This is a genomic window from Marinibium conchae (assembly GCF_015595035.1).
Classification (GTDB): domain Bacteria; phylum Pseudomonadota; class Gammaproteobacteria; order Enterobacterales; family Alteromonadaceae; genus Glaciecola.
Genome location: NZ_JADNRN010000001.1, coordinates 1,430,594 through 1,450,465, shown reverse-complemented (window position 1 = coordinate 1,450,465; position 19,872 = coordinate 1,430,594). Strand labels below are relative to the sequence as shown.

Genomic DNA, 19,872 nt, shown 5'->3' with positions numbered 1-19,872 from the left:
CAAGTCGTCAATTTGTTGAGAGTTTGCAATAGAGTCGAAGGGAAGCATGTCGGTACTTCAAATATCAGCTGGTAAAAAGGCGCTTGATACTATCAAAAAAGAAGGTTGGTCCTCTGATTTATTCGGGGCCTTTCTTGGCGCCTCCGGCGGCCCTAAATGGTTCGTGTTAGCTGGCCTCGATAAGGTTATGTTTAGTGAGTTTCTCGATAAGCGGTCAAGCCCAATTGATGTTATGGGCAGTTCAGCTGGTGCATTCAGAGCTGCTTGTTTTTCTCAAACAGACAGTGCGGCTGCGATAGAACGTCTCGCGACTCATTATTCAACAACGGTTTATTCTGAAAAGCCAGGAGCTCAGGAAATTACCGCTAAGGGTTACGAACTATTGGGAAAAATGTTGGGGCCGCGGGGCATCGAAGAAAGCTTGTCACAGCAATATAAAAATACCCACTTCTTTGTGCAACATTGCCACGGTTTGGTGGCTTCTGAAAATAAACTCGCGCAAATGGCAGGCCTATCTGTAGCAGCAGCCAAAAACGCATTAAATCGCAGAGGAATTGCAAAGCACTTTACCCGTGCCGTTTTTTCAGTCAGGCCGAACACACAGCTATTTAGCGATCCTGAAGACTTTCCAACCGACTTTTATGAATTGACTCATCAAAATTATGTTCCTGCTCTGATGGCCTCAGGCTCTATTCCCGTCGTGTTAGAAGGAATAAAAGATATTCCCGGCGCCAAGTCAGGGATGTATAGAGATGGTGGTATTATCGATTACCATTTTGATCTACAAATATCGACTAACAAACTGGTGATGTATCCTCACTTTTATAACAAACCGATACCAGGGTGGTTTGATAAAAACCTCAAGAAAAGAAGATGCCACAATAGCAGCTACGACAACGTTGTCATGCTTTCGCCATCAGCAGAATTTGTCAGTAAGCTACCTTATGGGAAAATTCCAGACAGAAAAGACTTTGAAACAATGCCGGCTGAACAACGCATTTCCTATTGGAGAAAGGTGATATCCGAGTCGGATAGACTCGCCGAGGCTTTCTTAGCGTTAGTGTCTGGTGAGCAAGGCCTTGAGCAGATAAGTCCGTTGATACTTGATAGAAAGTAGACATAGAAGCGAAGGAGTAGTGAGCAATATGAAGCAACGTTTATTAATTGTAGAGGACGACGCTGTTAATATCAGTCTCTTGTCTGGCTTGTTGCGAGAGCATTATCAAATATCTATTGCAAGAACTAAAACAAGAGCATGTGAGATACTCGATACAGAACAAATACAAATCGTGCTGTTGGATTTGAATTTGCCAGATGGCAGTGGTGTTGATATATGCGATAAATACAATAGGTCAGCATCTCCTATTGACGAGCCATTGTTTATCGTGATGACCGGAGACACAAATAAGCAAACTGAAATAGATTGTTTTGCAGTTGGTGCAACTGAGTTCATAACAAAACCCATTGATAAGCACACTTTCATGGCTAGAATGAAAATTCAAAGTGCAATCATTGCTCTTCAAAACCAACAGGCATGAAAACAGTCTCGTCAAAGACGTTAATATTCAACAAAGCTTATCGAGGGCGAAAATTAACCAGGCTCTCGGGTACATGCTCATAGTAACCTTGATAATAATCAATATTGAGTTGGCGAAGGATATCAAGTGATTCTGCAGTTTCTATACATTCAGCAACGACTTTAATGCCTTTGGCTTTAGCGATCCCCGCAATTGACTCTACCATTTTTTGGCTGATTTCATCCTTGTCTATATCGCGAACAAACATACCGTCAATTTTTACGTAATCAACAGAAAGTTCTTTAAGATATTCATACGAAGATGTACCAGTTCCAAAGTCGTCAAGCGCAAACTTGAAACCGTCAGGTTGCAGCGTTGCAAGTAATTCATGAGTACTTTGAATGTTGGAAATAGCTGATGTTTCAGTTATCTCAAAGCATACTTGGCTTGGAGTCACATTGTGTTCCTTAGCCAACTCTCTGATGGTCACTGCTGCTGTCGATTTTGCAATAAAATCCCCCGACAGGTTAATTGAAAACTGCACATTTGAAGGCATATCAGCAAGTGCTGCAAAGGCTTTTTTGAGCACCCACTTATCTATTTCTGTGATGATATGAAAACGTTCCGCAATTGGAATAAATTGGCCAGGAGGTTTAATTTTTCCATCGTTTCCAATTAAGCGAATCAATACTTCAATCTTAATGCGTTCTTCTGGCACGATAGGTGTGATTTTTTGAAAGTAAAGCGTGAACTGGTCGTTTTCAATTGCATTGTGAATGAGAGGAATTATACGCATTTGTTGATGCGTTTTATCGATGTGCTGGCGAGTATAGTTATAGACAGATACTTCACCTCCGCCTTTTCGTTTGCTCTCAAAACAGGTTCTTTCGGCAATACTCATTAAATGTGATACTGAGTCAATACTTTCATCTAATTCAACCAATGCAGCGCTTAAGGAATGTTTGAAAGCCTCATCTCCCCACTCGAAGCGATAACCCTCTATAGCGTCTTTAACTGCTGATGTTCTGCGGATAGCATGCTCAAGAGAATCGAGTTTGAACAGCACGGCAAATTCATCTCCGCCCATTCTGCCGATAATATCATCATTGGAAAATAAGTTACGAAGTAGGTCAGCAACTTGACGCAAAAGTTCGTCGCCGGCGATATGTCCACAAGTATCATTTACTACTTTAAATTGGTCGAGGTCGATGAATAAGAAGTAGTAATTGGCATCGTTGCTCTCTGCCGCTTCCATTACTTGCCGTACTTCAATCTCCATCGAATTTCGGTTGTACATGCGAGTCACGAAATCGTGATTTGACAAGTAAGTGAGTTTATCTTGAAGTCTTCGGCGCTCGTCTATCTCTCTTCTCAAGTTTACATTTGCAGCGACAAGGTCTTTTGTTCGTTCAGCGACTTTTATTTCAAGACTCTCATTTACACTTTCGAGCATTACATTGGCTTTATCGAGCGAATCAACAAGCGTACTTAAGGTAAGATGGGTATTGACCCGTGCAATGAGTTCCTCGGACCTGACCGGCTTAATAATATAGTCGACACCACCAACAGCAAAGGCTTCGCTGATGTCTTTCTCACTACCAGTTAAAAATAGGATGGGAATATGTTTATTAGCGGGGTTGGCTTTTATCTGTCTACAAACTTCTAAGCCAGACATATTTGGCATGTTGATGTCGAGCACAATCAAATCGGGTGGGGCGGACGATATGATCTCTAGAGCCGCTGCACCCGATGTGGCAACAAGCATTTTAGCATTGAGTGGTTTTAAATGACTAACGATTACATTGATGTTCGTGGGGTCATCATCCACTGCGAGTATGCTGTAATTTGCGCTCTTATTAATCATAACTTCCCTTCGATCAACCGCTTTGATTTGTCGTAATCAAAATCTTCTAACGCTTCAACTATAGCATGAAGGTCTTTATCATCAAGGTGTTCTTCGCTCAAGCGTGCTAATTCCTCCACAAGCTCAAAAGGTACTAACTCACTTTTATTTACTAAGGGACTGATTTCTTGAAGTACTTCTAGAATACTGCGCGTCGAATTATTATTCTCTGTTGTTTTACTATTTACTCTGATGAGCTCAGACAGTTCCGCTAAGGAACTTGTCAAGACCTCATTGAAGCGCAAAACGTCGTTAGATACGAGCTGGTTCGAAGTGATGCGTTCTTCTAGCTCAAGCGCTTTTTTGTAGAGGCTAGTGAGCCCAATATTACCTGAACTGCCTTTGATTGAATGAAGTTGATGTTTCAGCTTATCCATACTCTCCCTGTTATTTGGAAAGGCAAATTGCATGTCGGTGTAGTGCTTTATGAAAAGTTTTAAACTTTTGATATAGATCGTCGGTTGATTAACAAGAGAAGGCGAAATAATAGACCAATCCATAGTCGATAAACCTTCAGGAATGATTAACTGGCCTGATAGTTTGCTTGCATTACTATTGCTTATATCTTCGTTTGATCGCAGCTCGAAGCCTGTTAGCTTATCAGGAGTTAATGCAAAGCCATCAAGTAAGGCCTTTTGTAGCAATAGGGTATCGATAGGTTTGGCAACGTGATCATTCATACCATGCTTAAGGCATTTCTCACGATCGCCTTTCATTGCGTTTGCTGTCATTGCAATAATCGGAATATCAATGTAGCGTTCTCCTGCTCCACCTGAACGAATAATCTCAGACGCTCGATATCCATCCATAATAGGCATTTGACAGTCCATTAAAATCAGTGTGAAAGGTTGATCTGCTTCACTTTCAGAGAGCGTCGAAATAGCTACTTTTCCATCCACTGCAACCCCATATTGCAAGCCGAATTTATTCATTAATCCTTCGGCAACGAGCTGATTAACGGGATTATCCTCAACAATTAGCACTTTGTGATACTTAGGCCAGACGACAGGAGTTAAAGATTCATTATTTGTGTACGACAGGAGCGTGCTCTCAGATATGAATTCTTCATCGCGTGATAGGAGCGACAGTGAATTAAATAATTCAGAGGTGCCAACCGGTTTCATCAGGCAAGCGTCGAGCCCCAACGATTTGAACTCGTCACTACTCATTTGAAATGACATTGAACTCAACATCATTATTTTAGTGTCTTTGTATTTGTCTAACAGCTTGATGTCACTTACAAGAGTTAGGCCATCTTTGTGAGGCATATTCATGTCGGTGATAACAAGGTCGAGTTCCGGCATCTCGTTAAAGAGTATTTCTAGAGCGGTCGAAGCGCTGTTGGCTATGATAGGAGTAAGCTTCCAACTTCTCAATTGGTTCTCTAAAATCTCAAGGTTGGTTTCATTATCGTCTACGACGAGCACTTTCCAATCAGAGATATTCGATTGCGGCATGGGTTTTTCTTCAAGGGAGCTGGTAACGAAGGTAAGCGTGAAGGTAAATTTACTTCCATTTCCTTCCCTAGATTCAACTTGTATTTCTCCTCCCATCAAATCGACGAGTCGCTCGCAAATAGCAAGCCCCAGACCTGAACCGCCATATAAGCGAGTTGTTGAGCTGTCTACTTGTGTAAATGAGTCGAACAGAGAGTGAAGCTTTTCCTGTGGAATTCCAATACCAGTGTCCTCTATACTACACTCAACTTTGGTTTCGCCATTGTCATTAACTGCCTTGGCCCTAACCACTATTTGCCCTTTGTCGGTGAACTTTATTGCATTGTTGATGAGATTTGTGAGTATTTGGCGCAAGCGCACAGGGTCACCAACGACCATGCTTTGTTCAACTGCAGTAATATCGACAATGAGCTCGACACCCTTTGAGTCGCAACGCAAAGCCATCGACTGCGCGATGGTTTCTATTTGATTGCCTAAATTAAAATCGATACTCTCTAGCGCTAACTTTCCTGCTTCTACTCTAGAAAAATCAAGGATGTCGTTAATAATGGTTAATAGGCTAGCGGCACTATTTTTGGCTACTTTAAGTTTGTGTTTTTGCTCAGAATTTAAGTGCGAATCTAAAACTAGGTCAATCATTCCTAACACACCGTTCATCGGCGTCCGAATTTCATGCGACATCCGCGCTAAAAACTCACTTTTCGCACTGCTGGCTTCTTGTGCCGAGCGTGTTGCATTGAGCATCGCCTCTTCAAAGCGCTTTCGATCAGTAATATCTCGGCTAATTCCCAAAATACCCGGGTGTTCCCCGTCTTTATAAGCAATAAGAGTTTTCCTGGTTTCGAAAAGTACGGTGTTGCCAAACGCATCTGTTGTCGGTCGCTCCACAACATGTGTTGTGCCCGTGAGTAGTAGTTTTTCGTCGTCTTTTATGAAAAATTCGGCATCCTCTTGATCATAAAGCTCTTTGTCGTTCTTACCAATTATCTCTACAGCACTGCGACCAGTAAGCTCAACGAAAGATTTATTTACGCGAATATAGGTGCCATCACTTTCTTTGCAAAATATGGGATCAGGGATATTGTCCAAAATGCTTTGTAGCATTCTTCTTTCACTATTTATCACTTTTGAAGAAGCTTCAAGCTCTTGAGTTCTTTCTTTCACCTTGTTTTCTAAATCCGCTGCCGCTTTGCGAAGTCTCAACTGTGCTTTATTGCTGATAAAGAGGAGTAAAGAAAGCAATAATATTGCGACAACAATATTCGAAATAACCAGTAGTATTATCGTGTCACGGCTTCGATTATAGGGAAGGCTTGCTTCGGCAAGGTCGATCTCAGTGGCAATACCCAAACTGAGTTCGGGCAACCATTTCCAAGTACCAATTACACTGACTCCTCGATAGTCGAAATATCCATCGAGGTTCTGAGCAGATTCAAATTCAGTTAGGCTTCTTGCCATTTGCGTAAGACCATTATTTTCGTCTTGCGAAAGAGGTACTCTAAGCGACACTTTTAATATTTCTGACTCTCCTCGCTCAACTATTCCAATGTCGACTAAGGTGTCTAAAAATCGAGAACGCGACACTAAATTAGCGTTTCTATCCAACAGATAAGACTCGCCTGATTTTCCCATGCGCCCTAAAGACATAATTCGAGAGAGCTCATTTTCGGGGTAGTGGGCAGAAGCGATGATACCAACTACCCGATTCTCATAGTAAATGGGCGCTAGAAAAAATGCCGTTGCTCGCGTGGTCTCGCCGTCAAGTGAGGTTTGAATAGGGGGAAGAAAAAATGTTTGCCCGTTAAGTGCTTTGTTTATCGCTTTAGGATAACTCTTATGAATATCACTTGCTCTGAGTTCGTTACTACCATTTGACGATAGGAGTACATTGCCATTTACAGATAAAATTTGAAAGCCATCATGACTTTGAAGGTTATCAATAGTACTAATGTATAAGAGTGAAGTTTCGCGCACCGCCGCAAGGCTGCCAGCATCCTTTAATTCATAATTGTAGTTCAGGTCATAGGTTAATGAACTTACCACTTCATTTTCAGCGATTCGTAGAACTTCTGATTTTCGCTGTTCCGTCCAAAAAATCAAGGCCGCTTCGGTGGTCCCCATAACGGCATTAAGAGATTCACCGTATTCAGCTCTAACTCCTTGCTGAATTCTTTCTAACGCGATTTTGGTGAATACTAAACCAACTAAGACTAATAGAATAACCGTAGATACAACAACTACGAGCCGCTTAGTTTTATTTACTTGTTTGACAATTGCAGTGGTCAAGTTCTACTTCTCACATAAATTTAAAAATCACTTGCGCTATGTTTAGCTCATCGTTATCATACGCGCCGATTTGTACAGACTATGTCGCGATAATTAATTGATCATAAATCGACACACGACTAGCGTTATCGTTGTAAGCACTCGATTAATATTCGATTAACTACTCGACAACAAACCCGCTAAGGTTTTGTACAACGCAATTTCAACCCTAGTACGATATATGCGCCTATAGCTCAGTTGGTTAGAGCGCTACCTTGACATGGTAGAGGTCCCCAGTTCGAGTCTGGGTAGACGCACCACTCTTTTTTACACAAGCTGTGCCATGAATGAGGCCTTGTCGATAAGGCATTTTCAATACTGTGTTGTCATCAACGATGTATCTCTACCGTTCATTCTATGACGTTAGCACAACATGATTGTAATTTACTCAAAAAATTTAACTTTTTATTTGCATTTCGAAAGAAGGGCTTGCCACAACTCAACATGCTCTCTAGTTGCCTTTTTGTAATCGCTAAATATTATTGACGATTTTTTGTGCAGCCATTCTTGAAAAACATCAGGAAGTTGGTCATTTTTGATTAGAGTAGCGAATAAGTCATCTAATTGATATTGGTAGTGGTTAATTTGAGAGGCAATGGGTTGTATCTCTTGCACGAAGAAAAGAGTAAAGACATTCTTAATGATCTCTAATTTCTTTTTGTCCTTTCTACTTTTGCATATAAATGAATCATTCCACGTACTTATGTCTTCCGTCATTTTTTCCATGTATTGAGTTATCAATATTTGAGAGCGCCAATGACGAGCAAAAAATCGATGTTGTTCTGCGCTCTTAAGAGTGTTCTCTAGATTTGAGAGGTATTTTTTGGGGTCGCTTTCTGCGTAAACTAAGGTGTTCAGATCTATCTTTGCTTGCGTGAAGTTATCATCGTTATTTCCGTCTATAAACCCCCCTGAGCGTGTAAATGCTAGATAACTTTCATCACTTTGAGTGAGCATATTTGCCCAATTAGCACCGAAGCTACTTTCTTTTAATGCTCGCCATTCAGTAACTTTTAGTTGCAAATATTGCGGTAGTGCTTGATTCGCGTTTAATTCACACGCCTTTAAGGCTTCGATTATTTGCCACTCATAGAGCAAGCGACTCGAGGGCAGCTGTGTTTTGCCCAGTGCAGTATTTCGTTCAGCAATAATGGTTTTTAGATTACAGCCTTCAATGGCGTAAAATTCCCGCATATTTATATTAAGATCGGCAATTGATCTGCGTAATTCACTTTTTGTCGGCGCTTGTAAATCGACGTCTACAGACAATGACTCGTAGGGTAAGTCCATCACCGAGTAAACTCGCTCGTGATAGTTGTTGAGGCTAGAAGGTAAAGTTTGATGCTTAGAACATGCCGTTAACATTAAGCTTGTAACAATGAAAAGAGCTAAATTATTGAGTTTGCGCATAGTATTCATCAAGTTTTCTTAGATTTTGAAATGTTGATAGGGTTGAATGTCGTAGGTGCCGTAACAATAGAAATAGCGGGAAGCCTCGGTCTTTTTCTGCTGAACCTTTGTAACTGAGTATATTATGTCCATTCACTGTACTGCTAAGCTTCCATACTCCCGACGGTTTATTTACAAGAACATAAGGCGCACTTTCTGGACCAATAGCGCCGCTTTCATTTAATAAGCTTGAGTTGCTCAAGCCTTTTGAATCAATGCTAACGATAACACTGCGCCCATCATTAGAAAAAGTAACGACAACTCGAGTTATCATGATTCTGTCATTTAGTGGCCAAGGACTGTCAAAACGGGTCGCGATTATTTGACTGTTTTCCGAGGGTGTAGCCAACAGATGCACTGATTTGCAGTTTTGTAACCAAGTACAATCGTGAGGCGAACGGTTCAATACATTAACAAACTGTTGTGCTGTCATCGATACACTCATCGAGGCTTCAACGTGCCAACGCTTAGCTTCAACAATGGCTTCTGTGTAGATCCCATTAGTATCACCCGGCTGAGGCTCTTTTGCTGAAGCGCTTTGTATACTAATAAAGATAAAGGCTAGCCAGAGCAATGTGCGGTGATAAGCCCGCTGATAATGTATTTTACACATGCTTTCCCAACCATCTCTCGTTTAATGTGAACAAGCAATTGCAAGAATGCGATGCATGTCTGTATAATTTGGCATAACACGCCGGTCGCGCTAACTACAATTAACTTAGCACAACCAATTATTTATACGTCAATTTCGACGAAAAATATCAAGTGGCACATCGTAGGTGTCACCACTGTATAGGAATTTTATGCCAGTCATTACACTCCCCGATGGAAGTCAGCGTACTTTCGACAAGTCTGTTTCAATCCTCGATGTCGCTTCGGATATCGGTCCAGGTCTAGCAAAGGCCACCATTGCCGGTAAAATTAATGGCAAATTAGCAGACGCTTGCGACATGATTGAAGACGACGCAACTCTGCAAATTATTACAGCAAAAGATGACGAAGGCTTAGAGATAATACGCCATTCATGTGCCCACCTGATCGGTCATGCAATTAAACAGCTTTACCCCGATGTGAAAATGGCAATTGGGCCTACCATCGATAATGGCTTTTATTATGATGTTGATATTGACCACGCTATTAATCAAGACGACCTCGACAAAATCGAAAAACGAATGAAAGAACTCGCGAAAACGAGTTATTCAGTGGTTAAAGAAGTAGTCAACTGGCAAGTTGCAAGAGATACTTTTGAGTCGCGAGATGAGATGTACAAAATGCAAATTCTTGATGAGAACATCGCAAAAGACGATCAACCAGCGTTGTATCATCATGAAGAATATATTGATATGTGCCGCGGGCCCCATGTCCCAAATATGAAGTTCTGCCAACATTTTAAATTAATGAAAGTGGCTGGCGCTTATTGGCGTGGCAATAGTGATAATAAAATGTTGCAGCGGATTTACGGCACAGCTTGGGCAGATAAAAAACAGCTTAAGGGTTATCTACAACGCTTGGAAGAAGCCGAAAAACGCGATCACAGAAAAATAGGGAAATCCTTGGATTTGTGGCATTGGCAGGATGAAGCCCCAGGTATGGTGTTTTGGCATAACGACGGTTGGACGATTTATACTGAGTTGGAGAAATTCGTGCGCGAGAAGCTGCGCGAGTATGACTACGACGAAGTAAAAGCACCTTTGATGATGGACCGTTCCCTCTGGGAAAAATCAGGCCATTGGGACAAATACGCCGAAAATATGTTCACAACCGAGTCTGAAAAACGTGAGTACGCCATCAAACCAATGAATTGTCCGGGGCATGTTCAAATATTTAATCAAGGTTTGAAGTCTTATCGTGATTTACCTCTGAAAATGGCGGAATTTGGTTGCTGTCATAGAAACGAGCCAAGTGGCTCCTTGCATGGTCTTATGCGGGTACGAGGGTTTACACAAGACGATGCGCATATTTTCTGTACTGAAAATCAAGTACTTGATGAGGTAAGTAAGTGTATTAAAATGGTGTACGATACTTACGCAGCATTCGGCTTTACCAATATCGCAGTGAAACTATCTACGCGGCCTGAAAAGAGAGTAGGGGCTGATGAGGTTTGGGATAAATCCGAGAAAGAACTTGCTGATGCGTTGAAGGCAAACGATATCGATTTTGAATATTTACCTGGTGAAGGTGCCTTCTATGGCCCTAAAATTGAATTTACTTTATACGATTGCCTCGAGCGAGCGTGGCAGTGTGGAACGGTTCAATTAGACTTCTCTATGCCAGAACGCCTGGGCTCGACTTATGTTGCTGAAGACGGCGAGCGTAAAACGCCGGTAATGATCCATCGAGCAATATTGGGCTCGCTCGAACGCTTTATTGGTATTTTGACGGAAGAGTTCGCGGGTGCATATCCATTGTGGCTTGCTCCTGTTCAAGCAGTTGTTGCAAATATCACAGATAGCCAAGCTGAATACGTTAATGGTGTTGTTGCCGAATTAAAAGCGGCTGGAATACGGGTCAAATCCGATTTACGAAATGAGAAGATTGGGTTCAAAATTCGTGAACATACCTTACGTAAAGTACCTTACTTTTTAGTTGTTGGTGACAAAGAAAAAGACTCAGGTATGGTAGCGGTAAGAACGCGTAAAGGGCTTGACCTAGGGTCGATGCCAGTCAGTGAGTTGGTCTTACTTTTACAAGAAGAAATTAAAAGTAAAAAAATTCCATAGCAGGAATTGAAAATATAGGTATAATAATGCGGTTTCGAGGAGCCATGCGACTATTTTAATGTCGATTGCTTCTCGGCATCTTTTAATGTTTTGGAGGAAATGCAAATTAAAGGCGCTAATAATAAGGCTCAGAGCGACAAAGCTCGAATTAACGATGAAATTACAGGTACTGAAGTAAGACTAATTGGTAAAGACGGTGAACAAGCTGGTATTGTGACACTGTCTGAGGCTCAAAGCATTGCTCTCGAAGCAAGCTTAGACCTAGTTGAAATTAGCCCCAATGCAAAGCCGCCCGTATGCAAAGTAATGGATTACGGGAAGTTCTTGTTCGAAAAGAGCAAAGAACAGAAAGAACAGAAGAAGAAGCAAAAGCAAATTCAGGTCAAGGAGATTAAATTTCGCCCTGGCACTGATGAAGGCGATTACCAGGTAAAACTGCGCAACCTGCGTCGCTTTCTAGAAGGCGGTGATAAAGCCAAAGTAACCATCCGCTTCCGCGGGCGTGAAATGGCTCACCAAGAGATCGGCATTGACCTTTTAAATCGTGTTAAAAAGGATTTAGAGGACATTGCAAACTGCGAGTCCTTCCCTAATAGGGTAGAGGGTCGTCAGATGATCATGGTGCTTGCCCCACTTAAGAAGTAGTAACGGTCTAAAGTAGTATTGGCCTGCACACCTATACTCACCTTGCTGCAAACATAAACCACTAACAGGGTCTGCAACCTAAGTTAGTTATTAACAATGCGGAGTTTTAGCAATGCCTAAAATGAAATCCAACAGCGGAGCTGCCAAGCGTTTTAGAAAAACTGCTTCTGGTCGTTTCAAAAGTAAACAGTCTCACTTGCGTCACATTTTGACCAAGAAGAGTTCTAAGCGTAAACGCCACCTACGTGGAAAGAAATTGGTTCACACTAGTGATACTGCTCTTATCCAACGTATGTTGCCATACGTATAACCTTAGACTTAGGAGACTGAATAATGGCTAGAGTAAAACGCGGTGTAGTTGCACGCGCACGTCACAAGAAAGTATTAAAGCAAGCTAAAGGTTATTACGGAGCTCGCAGCCGAGTGTATCGCGTAGCGGCACAAGCGGTAACAAAAGCGGGTCAGTATGCGTATCGTGACCGTCGTCAACGTAAGCGTCAATTCCGTCAATTATGGATAGCACGTATTAATGCTGCTGCACGTCAAAATGGTATGTCTTACAGCCGTTTCATCAATGGCTTGAAAAAAGCTTCTGTTGAAATTGATCGTAAGATACTTGCAGACATCGCTGTACACGACAAGAATGCATTCACTGCACTTGTTAACGCAGCAAAAGGCGCATTAGCGTAAAATCTATTAACAAATAGTTTAAGTTCTTTTTGAAAAAGCGAGCAGGATGCTCGCTTTTTTGATCTTAAGATCTTATTTTTCTACTATCTGCATTTACAAAAAAGCTCTTAGTCGAGTATCAAGACGGTAGCTTATTCATTGCACAAGTGAATGAGAGTGCTGGATACAGCGATAGTAATGCGCAACGAGTCATTTATTTTCCTTACCGAAACACGATTGTTGAAACCCCCAAAAAACAACCATAAATATTCGCTTAAAAGCGTAAATTTATTGCGTAAATGAAGTCAAAAGCATGTAAAATAACAGCAATATGTCATTGAATTGCTGTTTGTTGTTGACGAGTTAGTTAAGCAACAATGCAGAACTAAATTTGCAATAAGAGGAAGTAATGGAGCTTGAAGCCATCGTAGAGGAAGCGCGTTTAGCAGTTGAGGCTGCAAATTCACCTGCAGAACTAGATGCAGTGCGTGTCGCTTTCATGGGTAAAAAAGGTAAAGTCACAAGTTTAATGAAAGGACTTGGCGCTTTATCCAATGAAGAAAGGCCTGCAGCTGGTCAAAAGATCAACGTCGCGAAACAGTCAGTGCAGGGTTTAATCAATACCAAACTGAAAGCCCTACAAGACGCTGAGTTGAACGCTAAGTTGGCCTCTGAATCGGTTGACGTAAGCTTGCCTGGTCGCTCGCAGGTTCCGGGCAATATTCATCCTGTTAGCCGCACAATCAAACGCATAGAAGGCTTTTTCGGCGACTTGGGTTTTGCTGTAAAAACCGGACCGGAAGTCGAAGATGGTTTTCATAATTTTGATGCTCTGAATATTCCAGCTAATCATCCAGCGCGAGCTGATCATGATACTTTCTATTTTAATCCAGATGTTATGCTTCGTACGCAAACTTCAGGCGTTCAAATTCGAACGATGGAATCGCAGAAACCGCCTTTACGAATAATTTCCCCAGGGCGTGTTTACAGAAATGACTACGACCAAACGCATACGCCAATGTTTCACCAAGTAGAAGGTTTGATGGTGGACAAGAATGTTAGCTTTGCTGAGTTAAAAGGGATATTGCACGACTTCTTAAATCATTTTTTTGAAGAAGAAATGACAGTTCGTTTCAGACCATCATACTTTCCATTCACAGAACCTTCAGCTGAAGTAGACGTCATGAGCAAAGATGGCAAGTGGCTAGAAGTGTTGGGTTGTGGCATGGTGCATCCCAATGTACTGAAGGCGGTTAACATTGACCCAGAAGAGTTTACTGGCTTTGCCTTTGGCATGGGCGTAGAGCGGCTAACAATGTTACGTTATGGCGTAAATGATTTACGAGCTTTTTTCGAGAACGATCTTCGTTTCCTGAAGCAATTTAAGTAGAACAGAGTTTATCAATGAAATTCAGTGAAAAATGGTTAAGAGAGTGGGTGAACCCAGCAATCTCTACAAACGAGTTATCCGAACAGCTAAGTATGGCTGGCCTAGAAGTAGATGATGTAGCGCCGGTCGCAGAAGATTTCTCAGGTGTGGTCGTCGGTGAGGTGGTTGAATGTGGCCAGCATCCAGATGCTGACAAACTTCAAGTAACCAAAATCAACGTCGGTGGTGATGAGCTACTTGATATCGTTTGTGGTGCACCAAACTGTCGCTTGGGCTTAAAAGTGGCAGTTGCTATGGTTGGCGCAGTACTGCCTGGTAATTTTAAAATTAAAAAGGCGAAACTTCGCGGTCAACCCTCTTTTGGTATGTTGTGCAGTTTTTCTGAACTCGGTATGGGCGAAGACCACAGTGGTATACTCGAATTACCAGCGGACGCACCTATTGGGACAGACATTAGAGAATATCTCGACTTGGACGACAATAGTATCGAAGTCGATTTGACCCCAAACCGCGCAGATTGCTTAGGTATGAAAGGTATCGCAAGAGAAGTCGGCGTGCTGAATCAACTTGATGTAAAAGAAGTCGTCATTACTCCAGCGAATGTGACTAGCGATGAACAACGAGGCATACAATTAGCGGCAGCTGAAGCTTGCCCGATTTATCTCGGCAGAGTTATCAAGAACGTCGACCTATCAAAACCAAGCCCTTTGTGGATGCAGGAAAAGCTGCGACGCAGCGGTATTCGTAGTATTGATGCTGTTGTCGATGTGACTAACTACGTATTACTCGAACTTGGTCACCCAATGCATGCTTTTGACGACGACGTCCTATCAGGGGATATCGTCGTAAGAATGGCTGAAGAAGGTGAGAAACTTACCTTATTGGATGAGAATGAAGTCACCTTAAAGTCGAACACTTTAGTGATTGCAGACCAAGATAAAGCCTTAGCGATGGCGGGTATTTTTGGCGGATTGCACTCAGGCGTCAGTGGAAAAACAAAAAACATTTTCCTAGAAAGTGCGTTTTTCTCGCCGGATGCGATTATGGGCAAAGCGCGCCAATATGGTTTGCATACTGATGCATCTCACCGCTATGAACGTGGTGTTGATCCAGAGCTACAATTGCAGGCAATGGAGCGAGCAACTGAATTACTTGTCGCCGCAGTTGGTGGTGAAGTAGGGCCGGTATTTCAAGCCAAAGACGCTTCGCATGTGCCTTCGCCTGCAAAAATTACTTTACGTGCTGAGCGCTTAGCTCGTGTACTGGGGATCAATATCGATTCAGCACGCGTGAGCGATATTCTTCATCGTTTGGGTCTTGAAGTCAGTGAACAAGATGGCCGATGGGAAGTTGTAGCGCCGTTATACCGTTTCGATATGAATATTGAAGAAGACTTGATAGAAGAAATTGCGCGAGTCTACGGATATAACAACATTCCTAATCAAGCCCCTGTTGCTAGTCTAAAAATGTGTGACAGCGCTGAAGCTAGTATCGATTTGAATCGCTTTAAAGACTTATTAGTAGACGAAGGATTCCAAGAGGCGATTACGTACTCATTTGTTGATCCTAAAAAACAATCTTTGTTGTTTCCTGACCTCCAAGGCTTAGTACTACCTCATCCTATATCTGCAGATATGTCGGTCATGAGAGTCAGCTTATTACCTGGTTTGCTTGGTGCGCTGTCGTATAATCAAAAACGACAACAAAGCAACATTAAGTTATTTGAAACAGGTTTACGTTTCACTCCAAGTGAGCACGAAAAGTCAGGTGTCGTACAAGAAAATATGTTGTCTGGTGTCCTGTCTGGTAACCGAGCTAACGAGCATTGGTCTATTCCTTCTGTAGCACTTGATTTCTTCGATGCGAAAGCTGTTGTTGAAAACATTCTCTCTCTAAGCAGAAACGAGCAGAATATTGAATTTAAAGCAGAAACTCATTCTGCGTTCCACCCTGGACAATGCGCAGGCGTATTTAAAGACGATAAACTGATTGGTTATGTTGGTGCAATCCATCCTAAACTTGAAAAAGGACTAGGATTACAAGGTAAGACCTTTGCATTTGAGTTGGAATTGGTTAGTATTTCAACAAGAACATTGCCTTGGATCAAAGCAATTTCTAAATTTCCAGTGAATCGCCGCGACATTGCTGTTACAGTAAAAGAAACGGTCGATACTGGTAAATTACTAAAAAGTATCGAAAAACTTGGCGTAACTGATTTGATTGACCTAAACTTATTCGACGTATACCAAGGTAAAGGTATCGAGCCTGGCTATAAGAGTCTCGCTTTATCAATTTGGTTGCAGAATTCCGAGCGCACACTTGAAGATGCAGATATTCAAAAATCTGTCGATAAAGTAGTGCAAGCGCTGGAAAATAACTTTAGTGCATCTTTGAGAGATTAATCGAATGGCATTAACCAAAGCCGAAATGGCTGAACATTTGTTTGAAAAATTGGGTTTAAATAAACGCGACGCAAAGGATCTTGTGGAAGCTTTCTTTGAAGAGATTAAAGCGTGCTTGGAATCTGGAGAACAAGTTAAGCTTTCTGGCTTTGGTAATTTTGACCTTCGTACCAAGAATGAGCGCCCCGGAAGAAACCCCAAAACCGGTGAAGACATTCCTATAAAAGCAAGGCGTGTAGTAACATTTCGACCTGGGCAAAAGTTAAAAAGCCGTGTTGAAAACGTCAAGTTGAGCTAACTTCTTTGGATTTTTTCCGTAGGCTTGTTTGGGCTTTGAATGAGAGTTAACGCTAATATTTTTGCAAAACGTTCGCTAATGGCGAGCGTTTTTTTATGCCTACTGGCATGCAGTCCTTCAGAGAAATCTACCGTTAGCGATAATACCGACGTGCAAGCCTTACTAAGCTTGTCTGAGCTGTTAAGTGCCAGCGATTTGCAAGAAGGCATCAAGCAAGCATATACACAAAACGACCGCGATCTATATTTATATTGGCAGGAGCAAGCCCTGTTAGTCGCAGTAGAAGCTAGACTTAGCCAGAAAGATATTGCTTTGTTGAGTTCAGAGCAGGGGCTGCGTTTTCTCGAATATCAGGCCAAAAAGCTCATATTTAATGAAGAGTTTGTAAAACGTTTACTTGAGTTTGAGAGCCTTGATACGCTTATTAACCAATTTCCGCACTTAGAAGCTTTGCACAATAAGGCCGAGATGCTTGTTGAACAGCGTGATGCGTTAGTCAGCAAGGCCATGATTGTGCTTCAAGAAGATGGTTTTGAGGGGGATGTTCAAGCCGAGGCCCGCCGACAATGGCGAGACTTCATGATAAACAGCGGTAAAGTCGAACTTATTTTGGGCTATTCGATGCCACTTCCTGTTTCTGAATGACGAGCTTATGTATTGCTTTACCAGGAAGCAATGCTTGGGGTTGATGTGTTGCATATTCCTCAAAGCCTTTTTTATAGAAGTCTGAAAGGGGATGTCCTGATTGACCACCTGGCAGTGTCAATATCGCATTTTCTTCCATTCCAGGTTGCGCAATAAAACGTTGGGATGCACCAAAACTCGTGCTTTGGACTGCTGGCATATAACTATCCCCGAAACCTTTTACTTCTGGCATGTTTAACAGACTACCCAAAGGGCCTAACTTTGCCGAAAAGGGATGTTGTACCGCAAGCTTGTTAACCTCACCCCATTCGAGCCCTACTAGCGTTAGTGAATTTGCAGAGTAGTCTTCAACTAAATCCCTTCTAAGCTTATCGTAAGTATTTATTAGAAAGCTATCGTAAGAAAGCTCGCCAGATGGAAGCCAAGAGAAGACTTGATTATCAAGTAGTAACCAAACAGCGGGTTCGATTTTGCGAAGGGCATTTCTTAATGAGTAGTTATACTCCCTGACTTTTCTATCGATAGGAGCCAGCAAGCTATTGATTACCGCGCTACGATACTTTCGTGCAAGGGTATAGCCAATTGAGTCACCGCATGCACAGCCTCCCCAATTTTCAAGCGCTTGTATGTCTTGTTGGTAATCCTCGGCATTAGGTTGAGCTCGCAATGTCTTTAAGAGCAAGCTATGCCAGGGCTGAAGAAATCTTGCCTCATTGTCTAACTGTATGTCATAGAAAGCTTGTTCATCAAAGGAAGTTTTTTCAAACATGCGATCGCGTATTTGTAATCCGCGCACTCCTAAAGCATAACCACCGTCACCAAAACGTTTCATATCGCTAGTTGCCATCACTCTAGCGTTTGCAGTCCAGAGCCGACCTTCATCTGGGTTAACATGACTTGGTAGCTGCGTTTCTGCATACCGCCATTTACTGGAGTAGTGCTGTTCAGGTATCGCAGCTAAACTGGGATTATCTCTAGCACTTACTGCACCGATAGGCCTCCAACCAGCATTGCCTTTGCTATCCGCGAGTATTAGGTTTTGCACCGGAATTCGAACCGAATCAGCAATCGAAAAAGCCTCCTCTAGCGAGGCTGCATGAGCCATATCCGTCATGGTCATATTCACCGCATATGGCTGGTGGGCAACCCATGCTAATGCATATTTTTTACCCATTAGTGTTCGCACAGGTCCATGCTCGCTAATTTCAATGTATAAGTCTTTATGGCCTTCCTTAGTTTTAATTACCTCAACAACCCTCTCTGTTTTGCTAAGGTCATCCAACGCTATCCAATCTGCGTTATCTAGATTAGCGTTGGTAAAGCCCCAAGCAAGGTTTCCGTTACTTCCGGCTATAATCAGTGGAGTACCTGGTAATGAGACGCCAGTTATGGTGATAGGCTTGCCTTGGTGCTCATAGTTTAGCTGCGCACGATACCAAATAGGTGGTACTCGCAAACCTAGATGCATGTCGTCGCTCATCATTGCATGGCCACTTTCGGTCAGCTTGCCAGTGACTGCCCAGTTGTTACTACCCATCTCATTTAGCTCTTCAATGCTATCATAGCCATACTGCTGTGTTGAAAACGCCAGACTCTTGGGATTATGAGCGTCATAGTCTCTGGGTTGTTCTTCATTGCGAGATAAAATATATGGATTCATTTCGGGTATAGAGATTGACGGGCTAGACATAATACTGCCGTCCAGCGCTGCTTGGTATGGGCTCGCGAGATTAAAAAACTGTAGCATTGTATTACCAAAATGCTGTTTAATAATGGTATTTACCAAGTCACGCTCAACTTGCCCACCTTGCAAGTCCAAATACATGCTGTAACTAACTAGTAAACTGTCTTCAGGCTTCCACTTTGCAAATGCACTATTGGTGAGCAGATACTCGAAGGGCTTAACCGTATATTCACTTAGCGCTTTATTTACGCCAGCGCTATACGCTAATAGAACTGACTGTTGTGCTTTAGGTAATTGCATAAAAACACTTTCTGCACGCTTCCTGAACTGATGAAAGCGACTACGCTTGTCAATGCCAAGCGCAGCCGTTCCAAGTATTTCAGATAGCTCACCCGCAGCGCTACGACGCAAGAGATCAATCTGGAAAAGTCGATCTTGACCATGAGCGTAACCGAGAGCGAATGATGCATCAGCACGATTGTGTGCGGTGATAATAGCCGTGCCTATGTCGTCCCTTTCAAGTATCGTATCTGCACTGACGACATGGCTTTGTATAGTGGAATCTAGCTGGGGCAAGCTTGCTTTGAGTACAATGATGACACTTAATAGAAGGATAAGCAGTAATACTGCTAACACGCTTAAAGAAGGCTTGATAAACTTCATCTAATTTTCGTATTGTTTGTTCAAGATAATGCTAGGCTATGCCAAAGTGAACAAGCATACAAGCGCTGCAAATTAGTGGATGATAATTATCATCATTTTTCTAGG

Annotated in this window: 15 protein-coding genes and 1 tRNA gene; 11 read left to right on the top strand and 5 right to left on the bottom strand. The window is 42.3% G+C overall.

What is annotated here, in order from left to right:
• The first annotated feature begins 46 nt into the window (after positions 1 to 46).
• Both ISG33_RS06160 and ISG33_RS06155 read left to right on the top strand, forming a co-directional pair.
• Positions 47 to 1,117, top strand: coding sequence for a patatin-like phospholipase family protein (locus tag ISG33_RS06160; RefSeq protein WP_195732615.1), 1,071 nt, complete (start codon positions 47 to 49; stop codon positions 1,115 to 1,117).
• Between the two features lie 28 nt (positions 1,118 to 1,145).
• Positions 1,146 to 1,538 (top strand): response regulator, encoded by a 393-nt coding sequence (locus tag ISG33_RS06155; RefSeq protein WP_195732614.1) that lies wholly within the window; start codon positions 1,146 to 1,148, stop codon positions 1,536 to 1,538.
• A 37-nt stretch (positions 1,539 to 1,575) separates the two neighbouring features.
• On the opposite strand, the gene ISG33_RS06150 is transcribed toward ISG33_RS06155, so the two are convergent.
• Both ISG33_RS06150 and ISG33_RS06145 read right to left on the bottom strand, forming a co-directional pair.
• Positions 1,576 to 3,381, bottom strand: coding sequence for a two-component system response regulator (locus tag ISG33_RS06150; protein ID WP_195732613.1), 1,806 nt, complete (start codon positions 3,379 to 3,381; stop codon positions 1,576 to 1,578).
• The gene (locus ISG33_RS06145; protein ID WP_195732612.1) at positions 3,378 to 7,163 is read right to left on the bottom strand and encodes a response regulator; all 3,786 of its coding nucleotides are present in this window, start codon (positions 7,161 to 7,163) and stop codon (positions 3,378 to 3,380) included. Before ISG33_RS06145 ends, ISG33_RS06150 begins: the two co-directional genes overlap by 4 nt.
• A 222-nt stretch (positions 7,164 to 7,385) precedes the next feature.
• Here ISG33_RS06145 and ISG33_RS06140 point away from each other — a divergent pair.
• Positions 7,386 to 7,462 (top strand) — tRNA-Val (locus ISG33_RS06140).
• 145 nt (positions 7,463 to 7,607) lie between these two features.
• Here ISG33_RS06140 and ISG33_RS06135 read toward each other — a convergent pair.
• Both ISG33_RS06135 and ISG33_RS06130 read right to left on the bottom strand, forming a co-directional pair.
• Positions 7,608 to 8,621 carry a DUF3080 family protein gene (locus tag ISG33_RS06135; RefSeq protein ID WP_195732611.1) on the bottom strand — a complete coding sequence of 338 codons (1,014 nt, stop codon included), beginning with the start codon at positions 8,619 to 8,621 and terminating at the stop codon, positions 7,608 to 7,610.
• Positions 8,596 to 9,264 carry an SRPBCC family protein gene (locus tag ISG33_RS06130; RefSeq protein ID WP_195732610.1) on the bottom strand — a complete coding sequence of 223 codons (669 nt, stop codon included), beginning with the start codon at positions 9,262 to 9,264 and terminating at the stop codon, positions 8,596 to 8,598. Before ISG33_RS06130 ends, ISG33_RS06135 begins: the two co-directional genes overlap by 26 nt.
• A gap of 190 nt (positions 9,265 to 9,454) precedes the next feature.
• Here ISG33_RS06130 and thrS point away from each other — a divergent pair, with 190 nt between their 5' ends.
• From thrS to ISG33_RS06090, 8 genes are all read left to right on the top strand, one after another.
• Positions 9,455 to 11,371 (top strand): threonine--tRNA ligase, encoded by a 1,917-nt coding sequence (gene thrS, locus ISG33_RS06125; RefSeq protein WP_195732609.1) that lies wholly within the window; start codon positions 9,455 to 9,457, stop codon positions 11,369 to 11,371.
• 99 nt (positions 11,372 to 11,470) lie between these two features.
• Entirely contained in the window at positions 11,471 to 12,016 is a 546-nt protein-coding gene (infC, locus tag ISG33_RS06120; protein WP_195732608.1) for a translation initiation factor IF-3, read from the top strand.
• A gap of 112 nt (positions 12,017 to 12,128) precedes the next feature.
• A complete protein-coding gene (rpmI, locus tag ISG33_RS06115) occupies positions 12,129 to 12,326 on the top strand; it encodes a 50S ribosomal protein L35 (RefSeq protein WP_195732607.1) in 198 nt (65 codons plus the stop codon).
• 23 nt (positions 12,327 to 12,349) lie between these two features.
• Positions 12,350 to 12,706: a 50S ribosomal protein L20 gene (gene rplT / locus ISG33_RS06110; RefSeq protein ID WP_195732606.1), complete on the top strand. Its 357-nt coding sequence runs from the start codon at positions 12,350 to 12,352 to the stop codon at positions 12,704 to 12,706.
• A 388-nt stretch (positions 12,707 to 13,094) separates the two neighbouring features.
• On the top strand, positions 13,095 to 14,075 hold the full coding sequence (gene pheS, locus ISG33_RS06105; RefSeq protein ID WP_195732605.1) for a phenylalanine--tRNA ligase subunit alpha: 981 nt from the start codon (positions 13,095 to 13,097) through the stop codon (positions 14,073 to 14,075).
• Positions 14,076 to 14,089: 14 nt separating this feature from the next.
• Positions 14,090 to 16,477, top strand: coding sequence for a phenylalanine--tRNA ligase subunit beta (pheT, locus tag ISG33_RS06100; protein ID WP_195732604.1), 2,388 nt, complete (start codon positions 14,090 to 14,092; stop codon positions 16,475 to 16,477).
• A 4-nt stretch (positions 16,478 to 16,481) separates the two neighbouring features.
• Positions 16,482 to 16,775, top strand: coding sequence for an integration host factor subunit alpha (locus tag ISG33_RS06095; RefSeq protein WP_195732603.1), 294 nt, complete (start codon positions 16,482 to 16,484; stop codon positions 16,773 to 16,775).
• A 39-nt stretch (positions 16,776 to 16,814) separates the two neighbouring features.
• The gene (locus tag ISG33_RS06090) at positions 16,815 to 17,420 is read left to right on the top strand and encodes a hypothetical protein (RefSeq protein ID WP_195732602.1); all 606 of its coding nucleotides are present in this window, start codon (positions 16,815 to 16,817) and stop codon (positions 17,418 to 17,420) included.
• Here the strand turns inward: ISG33_RS06090 and ISG33_RS06085 are convergent.
• Entirely contained in the window at positions 17,380 to 19,767 is a 2,388-nt protein-coding gene (locus ISG33_RS06085; RefSeq protein WP_195732601.1) for a penicillin acylase family protein, read from the bottom strand. The two genes, ISG33_RS06090 and ISG33_RS06085, sit on opposite strands and share 41 nt — an antisense overlap.
• Between the last annotated feature and the right edge of the window lie 105 nt (positions 19,768 to 19,872).

Excerpts from the sequence above, each read along its gene's own strand:
- ISG33_RS06160 (WP_195732615.1), top strand. The coding sequence starts at position 47 with ATGTCGGTACTTCAAATATCAGCTGGTAAAAAGGCGCTTGATACTATC.
- ISG33_RS06155 (WP_195732614.1), top strand. The coding sequence starts at position 1,146 with ATGAAGCAACGTTTATTAATTGTAGAGGACGACGCTGTTAATATCAGT.
- ISG33_RS06150 (WP_195732613.1), bottom strand. The coding sequence starts at position 3,381 with ATGATTAATAAGAGCGCAAATTACAGCATACTCGCAGTGGATGATGAC.
- ISG33_RS06135 (WP_195732611.1), bottom strand. The coding sequence starts at position 8,621 with ATGAATACTATGCGCAAACTCAATAATTTAGCTCTTTTCATTGTTACA.
- ISG33_RS06130 (WP_195732610.1), bottom strand. The coding sequence starts at position 9,264 with ATGTGTAAAATACATTATCAGCGGGCTTATCACCGCACATTGCTCTGG.
- thrS (WP_195732609.1), top strand. The coding sequence starts at position 9,455 with ATGCCAGTCATTACACTCCCCGATGGAAGTCAGCGTACTTTCGACAAG.
- infC (WP_195732608.1), top strand. The coding sequence starts at position 11,471 with ATGCAAATTAAAGGCGCTAATAATAAGGCTCAGAGCGACAAAGCTCGA.
- rpmI (WP_195732607.1), top strand. The coding sequence starts at position 12,129 with ATGCCTAAAATGAAATCCAACAGCGGAGCTGCCAAGCGTTTTAGAAAA.
- rplT (WP_195732606.1), top strand. The coding sequence starts at position 12,350 with ATGGCTAGAGTAAAACGCGGTGTAGTTGCACGCGCACGTCACAAGAAA.
- pheS (WP_195732605.1), top strand. The coding sequence starts at position 13,095 with ATGGAGCTTGAAGCCATCGTAGAGGAAGCGCGTTTAGCAGTTGAGGCT.
- pheT (WP_195732604.1), top strand. The coding sequence starts at position 14,090 with ATGAAATTCAGTGAAAAATGGTTAAGAGAGTGGGTGAACCCAGCAATC.
- ISG33_RS06095 (WP_195732603.1), top strand. The coding sequence starts at position 16,482 with ATGGCATTAACCAAAGCCGAAATGGCTGAACATTTGTTTGAAAAATTG.
- ISG33_RS06090 (WP_195732602.1), top strand. The coding sequence starts at position 16,815 with ATGAGAGTTAACGCTAATATTTTTGCAAAACGTTCGCTAATGGCGAGC.
- ISG33_RS06085 (WP_195732601.1), bottom strand. The coding sequence starts at position 19,767 with ATGAAGTTTATCAAGCCTTCTTTAAGCGTGTTAGCAGTATTACTGCTT.